General features: G+C 58.8%; 13 protein-coding genes. 7 read left to right on the forward strand and 6 right to left on the reverse strand.

What is annotated here, in order from left to right; genetic code table 11:
• Position 1: 1 nt before the first annotated feature.
• From LOH53_RS06010 to LOH53_RS06025, 4 genes are all read right to left on the reverse strand, one after another.
• On the reverse strand, positions 2-1,570 hold the full coding sequence (locus tag LOH53_RS06010; protein WP_230066825.1) for an N-acyl-D-amino-acid deacylase family protein: 1,569 nt from the start codon (positions 1,568-1,570) through the stop codon (positions 2-4).
• A gap of 25 nt (positions 1,571-1,595) precedes the next feature.
• Positions 1,596-2,795 (reverse strand): type III PLP-dependent enzyme domain-containing protein, encoded by a 1,200-nt coding sequence (locus LOH53_RS06015; RefSeq protein ID WP_230066826.1) that lies wholly within the window; start codon positions 2,793-2,795, stop codon positions 1,596-1,598.
• 108 nt (positions 2,796-2,903) lie between these two features.
• Positions 2,904-3,296 carry a RidA family protein gene (locus tag LOH53_RS06020; RefSeq protein WP_230066827.1) on the reverse strand — a complete coding sequence of 131 codons (393 nt, stop codon included), beginning with the start codon at positions 3,294-3,296 and terminating at the stop codon, positions 2,904-2,906.
• An 82-nt stretch (positions 3,297-3,378) separates the two neighbouring features.
• A complete protein-coding gene (locus LOH53_RS06025) occupies positions 3,379-4,713 on the reverse strand; it encodes an MFS transporter (protein WP_230066828.1) in 1,335 nt (444 codons plus the stop codon).
• Between the two features lie 139 nt (positions 4,714-4,852).
• On the opposite strand from LOH53_RS06025, the gene LOH53_RS06030 reads away from it, so the two are divergent.
• Positions 4,853-5,614, forward strand: a complete 762-nt coding sequence (locus LOH53_RS06030; protein ID WP_230066829.1) for a helix-turn-helix transcriptional regulator — start codon at positions 4,853-4,855, stop codon at positions 5,612-5,614.
• A 949-nt stretch (positions 5,615-6,563) separates the two neighbouring features.
• On the opposite strand, the gene LOH53_RS06035 is transcribed toward LOH53_RS06030, so the two are convergent.
• Positions 6,564-7,031 carry a MarR family winged helix-turn-helix transcriptional regulator gene (locus LOH53_RS06035; RefSeq protein ID WP_230066830.1) on the reverse strand — a complete coding sequence of 156 codons (468 nt, stop codon included), beginning with the start codon at positions 7,029-7,031 and terminating at the stop codon, positions 6,564-6,566.
• Between the two features lie 248 nt (positions 7,032-7,279).
• Between LOH53_RS06035 and LOH53_RS06040 the strand changes: the two genes are divergently transcribed.
• Positions 7,280-8,212: an alpha/beta hydrolase family protein gene (locus LOH53_RS06040; RefSeq protein WP_230066831.1), complete on the forward strand. Its 933-nt coding sequence runs from the start codon at positions 7,280-7,282 to the stop codon at positions 8,210-8,212.
• A gap of 171 nt (positions 8,213-8,383) precedes the next feature.
• Here the strand turns inward: LOH53_RS06040 and LOH53_RS06045 are convergent, their stop codons facing one another.
• Positions 8,384-8,938 (reverse strand): TetR/AcrR family transcriptional regulator, encoded by a 555-nt coding sequence (locus LOH53_RS06045; protein WP_230066832.1) that lies wholly within the window; start codon positions 8,936-8,938, stop codon positions 8,384-8,386.
• Positions 8,939-9,033: 95 nt separating this feature from the next.
• On the opposite strand from LOH53_RS06045, the gene LOH53_RS06050 reads away from it, so the two are divergent.
• The 5 genes from LOH53_RS06050 to LOH53_RS06070 all read left to right on the forward strand — a co-directional run bounded on the left by LOH53_RS06050 (position 9,034) and on the right by LOH53_RS06070 (position 15,222).
• Positions 9,034-9,993, forward strand: a complete 960-nt coding sequence (locus LOH53_RS06050; protein WP_230066833.1) for a quinone oxidoreductase family protein — start codon at positions 9,034-9,036, stop codon at positions 9,991-9,993.
• A gap of 395 nt (positions 9,994-10,388) precedes the next feature.
• Positions 10,389-11,510, forward strand: a complete 1,122-nt coding sequence (locus tag LOH53_RS06055) for a histidinol-phosphate transaminase (protein WP_230066834.1) — start codon at positions 10,389-10,391, stop codon at positions 11,508-11,510.
• Positions 11,511-11,675: 165 nt separating this feature from the next.
• Complete coding sequence (gene pdhA, locus LOH53_RS06060; protein WP_230066835.1) at positions 11,676-12,911, forward strand: pyruvate dehydrogenase (acetyl-transferring) E1 component subunit alpha; 1,236 nt, start codon at positions 11,676-11,678, stop codon at positions 12,909-12,911.
• The gene (locus LOH53_RS06065; RefSeq protein WP_230066836.1) at positions 12,908-13,882 is read left to right on the forward strand and encodes an alpha-ketoacid dehydrogenase subunit beta; all 975 of its coding nucleotides are present in this window, start codon (positions 12,908-12,910) and stop codon (positions 13,880-13,882) included. Before pdhA ends, LOH53_RS06065 begins: the two co-directional genes overlap by 4 nt.
• Before the next feature lie 11 nt (positions 13,883-13,893).
• Entirely contained in the window at positions 13,894-15,222 is a 1,329-nt protein-coding gene (locus tag LOH53_RS06070) for a dihydrolipoamide acetyltransferase family protein (protein WP_230066837.1), read from the forward strand.
• Positions 15,223-15,245 lie beyond the last annotated feature (23 nt).

Genomic DNA, 15,245 nt, shown 5'->3' on the forward strand with positions numbered 1-15,245 from the left:
CCTAATTTTTGGTGTGTTCGCGCCGGAGGCCTAGGCCGGGTGTGATGGTCGAGAGTCTGCCGCCGGCCAGGACCTGTTGGCCGGCCACGAGCACGTCGTCGATTCCTATCGCTTCGCCGAGGGGTTTTTCATAGGTGGCGGTGTCAGTGACCGCTTGTGGGTCGAGGACGATGAGGTCGGCCTTCCAGCCTGCTGCGATCCGGCCGCGTCGTCCGAGGCTGAAGCGCGCTGCCGGCGCGGTGGACAAGTGCTGCACTGCTTCTGGCCATGACCAGGTAGGTGTTTCGCGCACGTATTCACGTAGGTATCTGGCGAAGGTTCCACGTGCCCGTGGATGCGGGTGGGCACCGATGAAGATTCCATCGGAGCCTCCCATATGACCTTCTTGGGAGAAGATGGTGGCCAGCTCTGCGATGGAACGCTGGTGCGGTACCGCCATGACGGCGTTGACCTCCAGATGGGAGGCGGCCAGTAAGTCCAAGGTGATCTCGATTGCATCGGTGCCGGCATGCTCGGCAGCGGCTTCAAGGGTGAGGCCGTGTGCCCAAGCGAATTCAGGGGCGGCAATGTGGGCCAGCGTGATCATGGAAGGCCACTCGGGTCCCAGACTCGCGTTGTGTTCGATTTTAGGGAACCAGTCACGGCGCAGTCTCCCGCGCTCAGCCGGATCGCTGATGAGATTGATGACCGTATCGGCCGGCAATACCGAAAGTTCCGGCGGCAGCAGCGGCATGGCCAGCAACGTGCAACCACGGGTATATGGATAGGCGTCAAAGGTCGTGTCCACTCCCGCGTCCCGGAGGAGCTTCAACTGGCTGCCGATGATGGCAGCCTGCGCATGAAAGTGGGAAATGTGGACGCGGGCCCCCGATTCCGCAGCAATGTGGGCGATCTCAGAAATACCGGCGGCAGAATTCGCCTCGTAACCTCCGCGCATATGCGTGACGTAGAGCCCTCCGGCGGCAGCGACTGGCTTGCACAGGGCAGCGATCTCGTCAGCGGTTGCGAAGATGCCCGGCACGTAGTCCAGCCCGGTGGAAATCCCGACGGCACCGTCACGCATCCCCTGTTCAACCAAGGCAACCATTCGGACGATCTGCGATTCGTTGGCGGGAGCACTTGATCTTCCGCAGACTTCTGAGCGAACGGTTCCCGCGGGGACAAGGTAGGCGAAATTGAGTCGGGACCGGCCCGCGACCGCTGCGAGATAGCTGGCTACGCCGCCCCCGGCATACTGCGGATGTCCGCCATTGATGGCTGCGAAGTACTTGCTCGCGTACTCGCCGTTGCCCGGGGCATAAGAGACTCCGTCCTGCCCGGTCACCACCGTCGTCACGCCCTGTTTCAGCACGGCTTGTTGAACGGCGTCGTCCGCAACGAGTCCGTCGGCGTGTGAATGGACATCGATGAATCCGGGCAGGACCAGGCGGCCGTGACACTCGATGGCACGATCACCTGTCGATGGCGCGACGTCGCCAACCTCCGTGATTGTTGTTCCTTCGATTGCGACGTCTGCTTTACGCATGACGCCGTCGTCTACGATCGTGCCGCCGCGCATCACCAAACGCATGGTGTTTTCCTTTCAGACTTGTCGGTTAGAAGAAGGTTCGGACGAGGCCTACGACATGGTCGCTGTGTCGAGAAGCGACCATGGGGAGGTAGTGCCATTTGTCGAATGTGGTGCATGGATGTGACAGGCCCAGCGAGACCACCTGTCCGATTCCCACGTCCTGGTCGGTGAGTCCTAGATAGCTGTGCTGGTCATTCATGGCCAGGATCGAGGCACCGTCGAGTTGCCTCCATTGGCTGTCGAGTTCGTGGGACACCTGTCTGGGGATCGGGAGCCCTTCGTCGAAGGGGAAATCGCGCTTGCCTCCGTCGACCAGTGCCAGTCTCGGCTCGGGGTGTGACACTACGCGGGCAAGTCCCCACATTGCCGGGCGGAGTTTTTCGGAGGCCGGATGGTTTTCTGCCATTCCCTCGTCAAGCGGGGAGATGCGACGGTAGAACCCGTCGTCGTGTGTGATGTAGGCACCGCTGCGCAGCGTCCACAAAGTTCGCGAGTCATCGGCCATCGCGGCTCCATACACCTCGGCGACGACGTCGAAGTATGCGCTTCCTCCTGCGGTGACATAAATTTCGCCTTCATCGTAGAGCTCACGCAGTGATTCATGGAGCTGAACTTGCTGTTGAAGATAGCTTCGTACGTTATCCAACGCCACCGCCGAGCGGTCATGGCCAAGGGACCCTTCGTATCCGGCCACGCCTGCCAGACGGATGACATCGGAAGCGGCCGCGTGCCGGGCGACCTCAACCGCGTCTGTAACTGTGCGTGCCCCGGTGCGCCCACCGGGCGCGCCGAGTTCAATACAAACATCCACGGGCCGCGGGGTACCAGCGGTTCGAAGAGCCCGCTCCATAATCTTGATCGCTTCGACTGAGTCGGCCCAGCAAGTAAAGCGAAACTCCGGGTCAGCAAGTTCCGTGGCGAGGTAGCGCAGGGAGCGTTCATCGACGACGGCGTTGGCGAGCATGATGGATTCCAATCCAAAGGTGCGCGCGGTGCGGACCTGACCCATGGTGGCAAGCGTAATGCCGATGCTTCCGGCATCGAGCTGCTGTTGCCAAAGCTCTGGCGCCATGGTTGTCTTTCCGTGCGGCATGAGCTTGAGCCCGCGCGAGGAGCACCACTGCGACATCAGATCTAGGTTGCTTTTAATCGCGCTTTCATCCAGTGCAACGAGAGGTGTCCAGAACTCGGAGAGTTTTGGTCCGCTGGCAAGAAACTCGTTCACGGTCAAGCCAAATGCGCGCGTTGGGACTCCCTTGTCACATGGGGATAGGTGCGCATTCCCCAGCTGATGAAGCTTTAGCTCTTGTGTCATTGTTCAGTCTCTACTGTTCTACTTGCCTGCGGGCACGACGGCGACGACGTCGATCTCCACGAGGATGTTCGCCAGCTGTGATCCGACGGTGGTGCGCACGGGGTACGGCTCTGAGAAGAACTCCTTATAGGCTTCGTTGAACTCGGTGAAGTCCGCCAAATTTGCAAGGTGCACCGTGGTCTTGACGCAGTCGTCCATGGTGAGACCTCGCTCGGCGAGAATGGTCTGAACATTACGAAGTACCTGACGAGTCTGGTCGGCCGCGGTGTCTGGAACTGCCCCGGTGGCGGGGTCCTGCGGACCGAAACCTGCCGTGTAGAAGAACCCGTTGGCCTCAACACCCTGGCTGTAAGGGCCGGCGGGCTGAGGAGCCTGGGTGGTGTGGAACGCGGTCTTGGAAGTTGACGTCATGGGGTGTCCTTTTCTCTAATTTGAGTTCTGTATGGATATTTCCGAATGTATCGGCGTACGTCGTGTGGGCTCGAAAAGCTGGTTACGTGTAGAGCCGACCTGCGTTCTCGACGTCGGGCCGGAACGAAGCAAAGGCGGTAGCTACGATACCGATGAGTGAAATAACCGCGGCATAGACGATCACTGGCCATATGCTGTCGAACGCCACGGATAATGCAGTGGCGATGAGGGGCGCGAATCCGCCACCGATTGTATTGGAGATCTGATAACCGATATTGACGCCAGTGGTCCTAGCTTCGACGTCGAACATTTCAACTAGCATCGTCTGGAGCGTGCCCTGCATGGCAACCCCGGGTATAACGAATCCAATGATCATGCCCAACCAGATAAGCACTGCCACCTGGGTGCCGTAGAGAGCAAATGTGGGGTAAATGAGTAGGGCAAAGCCGATGCACCCACCGATGTAGACCTTGCGTCGACCGATCTTATCCGACAAACTCCCCCAAAGTGGTGCAGCGAAAATCTGCAAGACGCCAACGATCATCGTGCCGATGAATCCAACTTGCGCATGAGTTCCCTTGGAGACCATGTAGGCAAGTCCGAAGGTCAATACGATGTACCCGGCGATGCTTTGCGGTAGGCCAATAAGGATTCCTAGAATCGCGTTCTTCGGATGCCGGAACACATCCTTGAGCGGTGAGTTGCGGGTTTTTGGTTTGAGAGCGCGTGCGGCTGCAAGTTCCTTGAACTCATCGGATTCTTCCAACTTGGAGCGCAATACGACCGCAATGATAGCGAGAATCGCGGCGAAGACGAATGGGATCCGCCAGCCCCAAGTTAGGAAGAACGACTGCGATCCGGATCCGACCGCCGTCATGAGCCCGGCGGAAGCGACATTAGCGATGCCGGCCCCGCTGATCAGCAGCGCCCCGAAGAACCCGCGCCGGCCTGCAGGTGCATGTTCGACGACGATTGATGCCGCGCCGCCCATTTCACCACCGACGAAAAGTCCTTGGAACATACGGAAGAAGAGGAGCAGAATTGGCGCTGCAATGCCAATGGTGCTTGCGGACGGTATCAGCCCTATGCCCGCCGTGCAGATACCCATTCCGATGACTGTGATCATCAGAGATGTTTTGCGGCCCATCTTGTCTCCAACATGGCCAAATATGAGGCCACCCACCGGGCGCAGCAAGAAGCCGAAGGCAAAGCTTGCAAAGGACGCCAGCGTTCCGACCACTGCACTGTCCTGAGGGAAAAATACAGCGGGGAACACGGTGGCTGAGGCCAATCCGTACAAGTAATAGTCGAAGTACTCCATTAAGGTGCCGATTGCGCCACCTGCTATGGCACGGCGTTGTTTCTTTGAAAGTGCCGTCATCTGTGCTGCCGGCTGTACCTGCTGTAGTCCTGCCATGGGAGCCTCCTTGCCCGCCGCGAAACATGAGTGACGCCGCTCACTAATCCGCGGCTGAATTCAAATTACCACCACTTGTACAATGTGTCTAGGATCTTTACGATTTGTATATGCGACCTTTGGCGTATAGAAATGCCTTATGAGTGAGGACGTTATAACGATGATTTCCGCACAGCCCCCCGATGAGAACTTGGCGTACATGGGGACCTATGAGTCCATGGCCGACATTCTCATGGTGTTCCGACCCGTCATGCACGCTATGGCCGCCGCTGCCGGGCCCGGCTGCGAAGTTGTTTTGCACGATCTTTCGGCTCCGAAACCCGATCTCGGCCACACGATCGCGGCGATCGAGAACGGGCACGTCACCGGTCGAGAGATCGGCGGACCTTCCTCGAGTTTGGGGGCGGCTGTGCTTCACAACCAGTCGGCGGACCACAACGCCTTCGGGTACCGCGGCTTAACAAGTGATGGACGCCAGCTACGTTGTTCCTCCGTGTATTTTCGCAACTTGTCTGGCCGGATCATCGCGGCGTTGTGCGTAAACGTTGACGTAAGTGCGATTCATCAAGCTAGAAACCTTCTCGATAGCCTGATGCCGCAGGACTCGCCCGATTCTTCGGAGCAGCCAAATGAGTACTTTGGTCAAGACTTGGTTGGTGTAATGGATGTGATGATTGCCGAAGCCATTCGGGAAGTGGGCAAGCCGGTTGATCAGATGAGTCGGGACGACCGCATTTCGGTGCTGGGAAAGTTGGGCCAACAAGGCGTGCTGCAAATGCGCAAAGGCGTTGAGAGGATTGCCTCACGCTTGGACATCTCGAGGGTTACGGCATACTCATATCTTGAGGAAGCTCGAAGCCAAACCCCTGACGCGGGCGCCGCGGACCCTGTCAACCGCTAGGTAACCCTTGGAACTCGACTTAGGCCTGTGCGCCGTCGAGTTGCATTGATGCTAGCAAAGCGTAGCGTGCCGCTGCTTGCGTGGGGCGTCAAGATTGGGCACCAGCCTCGCATCGATGAACTCTTTGAGCGGATCCAGCTTCGATTCTCGCTTGACGTATTCTGCGCGTTGGGATGGAGACGCCGAAACCAGCGCCGCTTTGACCGTTCGCCACCCCGCATAGTGGGTGCCTTGAATCACACACTCTGACTCCAACACAAATACAGCTCAGGAAAACCCTGGACGGGAATGCTGCGACCAGGATGATGCTCCGTGGAAGAGAGGAAAAGCAAGTGACTGGTTTCGACGTTAGTCTTCGACGGATGGACACTGACCTGCCCGCCCAACTCGCTCAATGGCAATCGAGCTACCTCAGTGTTGTTAATGAGTTAGCGAAAGAGCGCCTGGCGAATGTCCACAGCCGGCCAAGCTTCAGTTTGAAGCATGGGATCAAAGCTAGGCCCGGAGAGGACTTATTTTAGATAATCATCGATAACGGCGTTAGAGAAGTTTTTGCACGACAACAGGTTCTGCGATGTAATGCCCAGCGGCTGAGATCACTAGCGGTTGACGGCCCTGTCCCCCGAGTGGCGGTCCCTACCGTGCCGGTTACGGAGTCTTGCGAACTGTGAGAGCTTGGAAATTTATTGCAGCAGCTGATTCGAGGACTCAATCGCTGGCGTAACTGAATACGGAAGATTTGCTCTTTACCCTCAGGGGCACCCTTGACTGACTGCGCCGTAACTTGGAGTCGTGCAATCGTCCTCATGGAGGCGTCAGATAGTTCTGCGAAAGCCACCTGAGGTATTTCTGAGGCTCACAATACTGTTGGTCTCCGCTCTGGCTATCAATCTTGCATCTCCGGGGTTGTGACATGTTCTAAGTAGATAGTGTGAGGGCTATCCGAGTCCTATAGCGGACCCGCGGGGTCCAGACTGTGAACCAGAGGCCCGAGAATCGATGCCAGAGCTGCGGCATCGGTAGGTGAGATCCGGTCCATGACCATTTCTCGGGCCGCGTGCGCTTGGATTTTTGCCGCTGCCAGGAGAACTCGCCGGCCAGCAGGAGTGAGTTCGATATCCGAAACGCGTCGGTCGGATGGCGAGGCGGCTCGTCGTACAAGGCCGCGCTCCTCGAGACGCCCGACAACTTTCGACATGCGAGGCACCGGGGCATACGTCCGCTCTGCCATCTCACTGATCCGCAGAACGCGGTCGGGTGCGTCCGAGAGAGTCATCAGCGCTCCGTACTCGAACAACGTCAGCCCGACCTCACGCAGGCGCTGATCCATAGCCGGGGTGAAAACCTGGGACAGCACCGTCAATGCAACCCACAGGTCTGTTTCAAACTCGTTCAGCCCGTGCATTTTCTTCGCCATATGCTCATCCTATGCGATAACTTGCACCTGCAACTAAGTGATCATATAGTTGCACGTGCAAGTAGATGTCTGAAGGTAAGAGGCCGTCTCTCCCGGAGGGGAAACCGCCGCGGAAGCCGACGCAATCTTCCTCGTCATCCGCTCCCAGCTCGGCGTCGACTGCGCCGTTCACCGACTGACCAACGTCGTCGATCAGTCGCACCCGCCTCCGGATGGCGCAGAACATCAACTAGAAAGGCCTTTCTGCAATGGCACCTTCCACCACTCATCTGTCCGCCATCGATGCCCCTTACGTGTCGGTCAAACCCATCGTTCTTCCGGTACCGGGCCGCGGCGGTGACCTGGTCCTGCGCCTATCCGCCCCGCTAACCGGCCACGAACTTCCTGTTCTCTTGTTCTCACATGGCTACGGAGAGTCCTTTGATGGATACGGTCCTCTTACTGATTTCTGGGCTTCACAGGGTTTCGTCGTCATTCAGCCGACATACCTCGACTCCCGCAGCCTAGGCCTGACCGACAACGACCCGCGGCGGGCTGGTATCTGGAAGCAGCGCGCTGCCGATGCAACACTCATCCTTGACCGGCTCGAACAGGTGCTCGCCGTCATCCCCGGCTTACGCGAGCGCGTGGACACCAACCGGATCACGGCCGCCGGGCATTCCTTCGGCGGCCAGACAACCGGGATCCTTCTTGGACTCCGGGTCATCGATCCCGAAACCGGCGCGATCGAAGACCTCCGGGACCCACGCGTCCAAGCCGGGGTGCTGATGGCCACAGCCGGTCGCGGTAGCGATCTCTCCCCTTTCGCCGCTGAACACTTCCCCTTCATGAACCCGACGTTCGATCACATGAGCACCCCGACCCTGATCGTGCTCGGTGACCAGGACGACTCACTTCTGTCGACCCGCGGCCCGGATTGGTCTGCCGATCCCTACACGGACAGCCCCGGTGAGAAGCACCTACTCACCCTGGTCGGTGGCGAACACTCCCTCGGTGGGATTCCCGGTTACGACGTTAAGGAAACGACGGACGAGAACGCAGAGCGTGTCATCCTCCTCCGCACGGTTGCCGCTGCGTTCCTCCGCCATGCACTCGGCATCGACGAGATTGCTTGGGACGACGCCCGCCAAACCCTCGGTGGGATCGGAACGGACATCGGACGGATGGAGTCGAAGAAATGACCCGCATCATCTGGCTCGAAGAGCATCTGGTCACCTCCGACGCCTCAACTGCTTGGCTGTCATAGGACCCGCAGCTGAAAGAACCAGCTGCGATCTGCTCCGAGGCATATTGGAATCCGCGCTTGTCCGGCCTGCGATCTGTCTAAATTTGCACGTCTAAGGCCCTACCTCTCACCGCGCAGCGAACGAGCGGATGAAGTGGTGAACTAACCTTCGGGCTCTGCCCTCGGCGCCTGGTGTCGTGAGTCTTGCGGCTCCGGCGTTGGCCTCGATCAACAATACGACGTCGTCCCAGGCAACATCGGTTGACGCCTTTCCGTTGCGCTGTGCCTGACGGATGATACGTTCCACCGATCCTCTGACGACGGCTTTCTCGTCGTCGAATGACACACCCTGTAAGAACGAGCGCACGACTAGGTCGGCGCAGACGCCGTCGTGGGCCTGTTGCACGCAGGCGTCTTCGAGGAGGGTCATTAGAGCAGTCCAAGCGTCGGGAGCATTTTCAGCGGCATCCACTGCGTCCATCCACCAGTCCAATTGGCGAGCAAAGACGGCATCCATCAAGGATTCCCTGGTAGGGAACCGTCGCGAAAGGGTCGCCGCGCCCACACCAGCGCGTCGGGCGATCTCTGACATTGGTGTCGCAAGCCCACTAACCGCGTATAGCTGCTCAGCGGCGTCGACTATGCGGTCACGATTGTCTCGGGCATCGGACCGTAGTGTCATTCCTTCATCCTAGTCAAGTGAAAGACCCCATTCAGTTAATGTTACAGTCGCTAAGTGGAAGCCATCTTTCACTTACCCTGTAACTAGGAGCCCTTATGCGTGCAGCGCAGATTACCCGTTTTGGCGATTGGCAAGCAGTCAAAGTGGCGGACGTGCCCGTCCCTGTTCCCCGCGCGAGCGAGGTACTCGTTCGCGTCGCGGCCTCGAGTATCAATTCCGTAGACGTCTCTCACCGCGAAGGTCAACTGAAGATCCTCACTGGGCGACGAATCCCGCAAGGACTGGGAATCGATCTGGTCGGCACCGTAGAGAGCGTCGGGACGGCCGTCCGAGGATTCTCCCCGGGAGAGCGTGTCTGGGGTATACGAGCCGGCGCTTCTGGGATGAAGAACGAGACGGGTTTGACCGCTGATTTTGCCGTCGTCGATGCTCGTCGACTGTCTCGCGCCCCGGAGTCGCTCGGTGACGTGGAGGCGGCAAGTTTGGTCGTCGGTGGATACACCGCGCTGAGGGCGCTGAAGGACGTTGCTCGACTCCAGCCCGGCGAACGGGTCCTAATCCGTGGAGGAACAGGCGGAGTCGGAAGCGCCGCCATCCAGATTGCCGCCGCACTCGGGGCCCGCGTCGCCGTCCTTGCCTCTGCATCCACCGACAGGATTGTGAGAGATCTTGGCGCCATCGATTTTTTTGACTACTCGACGGCGACCCCCGCCTCGGTTGGGAAGGTGGACGTCCTCATGGACACCGTTGGGACGGGCCTGTTGTCCTGGCGGCGGACACTCGCGCCCAACGGACGTATGGTCGGCGTCGCGTTCGACTCGCTCGCCGGGCTCGCATCCATCGGGGTGTCCAGCGTCTTCGCATCACGCCGGATCCAGACTTTCGCCGGGCAGCCTCCCGCGGGCTCACTCGAAGCCCTCGGAGAATTCCTAGACGCCAACGGTATCCGTGGCTTAGTTCACGCGATCTACCCGATTGAGGAAATTGCCGAAGCGCACCGCGTATTTTCTGCTGGCCGCGTACGAGGCAAAATCGTCATCACGGCCGCCAGTTGATTTGACGTGTGCCGAGTCGCGGGCAGCTGACAGGCCTAAGTCCAGGGCAAAGATCCCCCTCCGTGCCTCCGATATGTCTCGTAACAAGAGAGTGCTGAAACCGGCGAATTCAGATAGACCATGCACGGATAAACGAGCATCACGCAATGCACTTATATGCGTGCATTTACTTTTAGCGCTAATACGTATCTGCGGAAGAACTTAACCCGGCAACGACGGTCAGCTCTGCGCGAGGAATAAGCCTCAGTGTTTCCGTGAGCTCTCATCACAATCCCGACTTTTTCACGAAGCCTGGGCAGGATCAGAACGTTTTTGTTGGACGGTCACGCGCCCGTTGGAGTAGACACTCGGCCGTTGGAGACACGTGCGTCCAATCCCTGATTTAGGCTAAGGACATGACTTCTCAAACACCTGCGCAGGATTCTTCCGTTCATCCGCGGCCCGTCGTCGGCCGCTTACCCAAATATGCGGCGGGAAAGCCGCCGGTGGAAGTGCCGGGTTTGGAGAGCTTCAAGCTCTCTTCCAATGAAAATCCACTAGGTCCAGTGCCCGCAGTGCTGGAATTGTTGCGTGGAAAGTTGGAAGTCCACCGCTATCCGGACACCACTTGTACGGCACTGCGCGCCGCTCTAGGAACTTTCCTAGACGTTCCCGCGGAGGATGTCGTCACGGGGGCTGGATCCCTCGGTGCCTTGAATCAGATCATGGCTGCTTTTGCCGGTCAGAATGATGACGGCGCCCAAGATGAAGTTGTGTATGCATGGCGTTCCTTCGAGGCGTATCCCATCTGCGTAGGGCTTGCCGGAGCGAAGAGCGTGCAGGTGCCTGTCCGCGCCGATGGCACCCACGACTTAGCGGCCATGGCCGCGGCAGTCACGGATCGCACTCGAGTTGTTCTGCTGTGCACACCAAACAACCCCACCGGGCCTGTCCTGCGTACCGAAGAGACGGAGGCGTTCATCCGCTCCGTATCCTCCGACGTCGTGATTGTTATCGATGAGGCCTACCAAGAATTCGTCCGGGCCACGGATGCCGTGGACGGCCTGGCAATGTACCGCAAGTACCCCAACGTGGTGGTTCTGCGTACGTTCTCCAAGGCGCATGGCCTAGCAGGCTTGCGCGTTGGCTACTCGGTGTCCCAACCAGAGGTGACAGCATACTTGCGCGCGGCAGCAACGCCTTTTGCCGTGTCATCTGTTGCGGAACAAGCCGCTGTGGCTTCTCTTGAAAACTACGACCAAGTTGTGGAAAGGGTACAAAGCCTCGTTGATGAGCGTGAGAGGGTCACGGCCGGGCTCAAAGCTTTGGGATGGAACATTCCAGAGGCGCAAGGTAACTTTGTCTGGCTGGCACTAGGGGAGAATACTCCCGAATTCGCGGCATTGGCTGCTGAGCATGCGCTCTCTGTTCGGGCTTTCGGCAACGAAGGTGTCCGGGTCAGCATTGGCGAAGTGGAGGCAAACAGCCGATTCCTGGCGATCTGTGCATCCTATACAAAAGCGCCGGGCCGTTCCTAGCGATTAACGAAGGCGTGAAAATGCCGCGCTAGCCGATACAGTTGTAAATCGAAATTGGAAACATATGCGATAACAGGAATGTATTCCTCTTGTGGCATGTATCGATGGACGGGGCGGCTTCATCCGCCAGCCAGCACGTAGCGATTTTGCAAACAAGGAGACGGTATGGGCACGGCTCAGGAATCTGCCACCAACATAGACATAAACGGGCAGAAGCCCGGCGCATCCGTCGGTGTGCTGCATCCACACGTTGTTGGTCAGGCGGAGATGGTCCAACTGCTCGATGTGGAGGGCGTCCGTCACGCGGACGCCACCTTCACCCCGTATATCGATGCCCTGACTGCCGAGACCGTGCGTGGCTTTTACCGGGATATGGCGATCGTGCGCCGTTTTGATGCGGAGGCCACGGCCTTGCAGCGCCAGGGTGAACTGGCCCTGTGGGTGCCTGTGATCGGACAGGAAGCCGCCCAAATCGGCTCTGGGAGGGCCATGCAGCCCGCCGACTATGCCTTTCCCACCTACCGCGAACACGGGGTAGCCCTGGCCCGCGGTCTGGACTTGGCTGATCTCCTGAAGCTCTTCCGCGGCATCTCCAACGGTGGTTGGGACCCCAAAGAAAACAACTTCCACCTCTACACATTGGTTCTGGCAGCCCAAACGCTCCATGCCGTGGGTTATGCGATGGGCATCAATCGGGATCTCGCTGCGGCTGAACTAGCAGATTCCGGAGCGGCTGAGGTAATCGACCCGGCCGCCGTCGTAGCCTATTTTGGTGACGGCTCCAGCAGCGAGGGAGACGTCCACGAGTCCATGGTGTTTGCCACATCCTTCAACGCACCGCTCGTTTTCTTTTGCCAGAACAATAACTGGGCCATTTCGGTGCCGTTTGAGGTGCAGTCCAAGATCCCACTGGTCAATCGCGCGGGTGGCTACGGTATGCCTGGCATTCGGGTGGACGGAAATGACGTCTTGGCCGTCTATGCAGTTACGCAGTGGGCGCTGGAACACGCCCGTTCCGGGAAGGGCCCCGTCTTGATCGAGGCTTCAACCTACCGAATCGGGGCCCACACCACTGCCGATGACCCCACGAAGTACCGGATGCTGGCCGAAGAGGAAGCCTGGAAGGCCAAGGATCCGCTGATTCGCATGGAGCGTTATCTGCGTGCCGAAGGTTTGGCCGATGACGAGTTTTTCGAACAAGTTAAGCACGACGGCGACGAGATGGCAGCTCACGTTCGGAAGGCCACCTTAGCCTTGGACAGTGCAGATATCCGACAAAAATTCGCAACGGTTTATGCCGAAGCGCACCCGTTGGTCGCCGAGGAACTGGCGTGGTTTGACCAGTACGAGGCATCTTTCGCTGACGCTGCTGCACAGATTTCCCAGGGAGGTGCCGCGTGAAGACGATGACCATAGCCAAGGCGATCAACGAAGGCCTACGTGCCACCCTTGCCAATGATTCAAAAAGCTTCCTCATGGGTGAGGATATTGGTTCGCTCGGTGGCGTGTACCGCGTCACGGAGGGTCTCAAAGCAGAATTTGGCGCCCATCGGGTCATCGACACTCCTCTTGCTGAGTCCGGGATTATCGGCACCGCGATCGGACTTGCCCTTCGAGGTTACCGGCCCATCTGTGAAATTCAGTTTGACGGATTCGTGTTCCCGGCGTTCAACCAAATCACCTCACAATTGGCAAAGATCCACACCCGCTCAGACGGTTTACTCAGTGCACCGGTAGTGATCAGGATTCCGTACGGTGGTGGCATCGGCTCCATTGAGCACCATTCCGAGTCTCCTGAAGCTCTGTTCGCCCACACGCCCGGCCTGCGCATCATTAGCCCGTCTAACGCCAACGATGCTTATTGGATGATCCAGCAAGCCGTCGCGTGCAAGGATCCCGTCATTGTTTTTGAACCCAAACGCCGCTACTGGCTGAAGGGTGAGGTGGATACGGAAAGTGCCCCGAGCGATCCATTCAAGGCACAAGTACTCCGTGCGGGAAGCGACGCCACGATTGTCACCTATGGGCCGCTTGTCCCGGTTGCGTTGGCGGCTGCCAATGCCGCACAGGAAGAGGGACGGAGCGTGGAAGTCATTGATCTGCGTTCCATCTCGCCGATTGACTTTGACACGGTGGAAGCCTCGGTGAACAAGACGGGCCGGCTGATCCTCACTCACGAGGCGCCCACCTTTGGCGGAATCGGTGGCGAAATAGCCGCACGTATCAGCGAACGCTGCTTCTACTCCTTGGAAGCGCCCGCCATCCGGGTGGGGGGTTTCCATATGCCCTACCCCGTAGCGCGCGTGGAGGAGCATTACCTACCAGACATCGACCGCTTGCTGGAGGCGTTGGACCGCGCCTTGGCATATTAGAAAGGCCACGCATGTCGACCCTGAATTATTTCAATTTGCCGGACGTTGGTGAAGGACTGACCGAGGCCGAAATCGTGGCGTGGAAGGTCAAGGTGGGCGACGTTGTCGCCGTCAACGAGGTGCTGGTCGAGATTGAGACGGCCAAATCAATCGTGGAACTACCGTCGCCGTACGCCGGCGTCGTTGCACAGCTGATGGTGGCCGCGGGCGAAACTACAGACGTTGGGACGCCCATCATCGCCATTGGCCAGGATGCTGGTGCTGACTCATTCAAGGGCGGACCCTCCGCAGGTGATGAGCCTGAGATGAAGCCGTTGGTAGGTTCTGGTCCCAAGGCCGACGCCGTCAAGCGCCGTCCGCGTCGCGGCCAAGGGGGAGCCGGCGTCGAGCATTCCACCCCGGAAGCAAAAGCTCTGGTGACTGGCAGCCTTCCACAGGCTAAACCCGCCGGTAACCGCGTGCTGGCGAAGCCTCCAGTGCGTAAAGCCGCGAAGGATCTCGGGATAGATTTGAGCGATGTTGTAGCTACCGGGCAGCGTGGGGAAGTCACCAAGAAGGACTTGCTGAGCTATCAGGACCGGCGCACGGACGAGCCAAAGGAAGCGGGCGGTTTCTATTCGAATGCTTCCGCAGGCTCCGCCACTGGTGACCCCCGGATCGAACGGATCAAGGTCAAGGGTGTCCGCAAAGCAACAGCTAAGGCAATGGTGGAGAGCGCATTCTCGGCGCCGCACGTGAGCATCTTCGTAGACGTGGATGCCTCACGGACCATGGAGTTCGTTAAGCGGCTGAAAGAGTCCCGCGACTTTGAGGGCATCAAGGTCTCACCGCTGCTGATCTTGGCCAAGGCCGTGATCTGGGCAGCCGCCCGCAACCCGTCAGTGAATGCGACGTGGACAGGGGATGAAATCATCGTGAAACACTTCATGAACCTGGGTATTGCCGCTGCCACGCCACGGGGACTCATGGTTCCGAACATTAAGGATGCCCAGGAACTATCGCTAAAAGGCCTGGCACTTGCTCTCAATGAGTTGGCGATGACGGCACGGGCGGGGAAGACTCAGCCTGCCGATATGCAGGGCGGTTCGCTGACGATTACGAACATCGGGGCGCTGGGAATTGACACCGGAACTCCCATCATCAACCCGGGCGAAGTGGCCATTGTTGCGTTCGGCACGATCAAACAAAAACCGTGGGTGGTCAATGGTGAAGTGGTCCCACGCTGGGTCACAACGCTCGGTGGCTCCTTTGACCACCGTGTTGTGGACGGAGACCTATCAGCCCGCTTCATGGCGGACGTTGCCGCCATCATGGAGGAGCCTGCACTCTTGCTGGACTAAAGGAAAAGTGTGGTGAGGGATGA

Source organism: Arthrobacter cryoconiti, assembly GCF_020905375.1.
GTDB classification, from domain to species: domain Bacteria; phylum Actinomycetota; class Actinomycetes; order Actinomycetales; family Micrococcaceae; genus Specibacter; species Specibacter cryoconiti.

What these genes read in the sequence shown, in the direction of transcription:
- LOH53_RS06035 (WP_230066830.1), bottom strand. Translation starts at nt 7,031, where the DNA reads ATGGCGAAGAAAATGCACGGGCTGAACGAGTTTGAAACAGACCTGTGG.
- LOH53_RS06045 (WP_230066832.1), bottom strand. Translation starts at nt 8,938, where the DNA reads ATGACACTACGGTCCGATGCCCGAGACAATCGTGACCGCATAGTCGAC.
- LOH53_RS06055 (WP_230066834.1), top strand. Translation starts at nt 10,389, where the DNA reads ATGACTTCTCAAACACCTGCGCAGGATTCTTCCGTTCATCCGCGGCCC.
- LOH53_RS06010 (WP_230066825.1), bottom strand. Translation starts at nt 1,570, where the DNA reads ATGCGTTTGGTGATGCGCGGCGGCACGATCGTAGACGACGGCGTCATG.
- pdhA (WP_230066835.1), top strand. Translation starts at nt 11,676, where the DNA reads ATGGGCACGGCTCAGGAATCTGCCACCAACATAGACATAAACGGGCAG.
- LOH53_RS06050 (WP_230066833.1), top strand. Translation starts at nt 9,034, where the DNA reads ATGCGTGCAGCGCAGATTACCCGTTTTGGCGATTGGCAAGCAGTCAAA.
- LOH53_RS06070 (WP_230066837.1), top strand. Translation starts at nt 13,894, where the DNA reads ATGTCGACCCTGAATTATTTCAATTTGCCGGACGTTGGTGAAGGACTG.
- LOH53_RS06040 (WP_230066831.1), top strand. Translation starts at nt 7,280, where the DNA reads ATGGCACCTTCCACCACTCATCTGTCCGCCATCGATGCCCCTTACGTG.
- LOH53_RS06025 (WP_230066828.1), bottom strand. Translation starts at nt 4,713, where the DNA reads ATGGCAGGACTACAGCAGGTACAGCCGGCAGCACAGATGACGGCACTT.
- LOH53_RS06030 (WP_230066829.1), top strand. Translation starts at nt 4,853, where the DNA reads ATGAGTGAGGACGTTATAACGATGATTTCCGCACAGCCCCCCGATGAG.
- LOH53_RS06020 (WP_230066827.1), bottom strand. Translation starts at nt 3,296, where the DNA reads ATGACGTCAACTTCCAAGACCGCGTTCCACACCACCCAGGCTCCTCAG.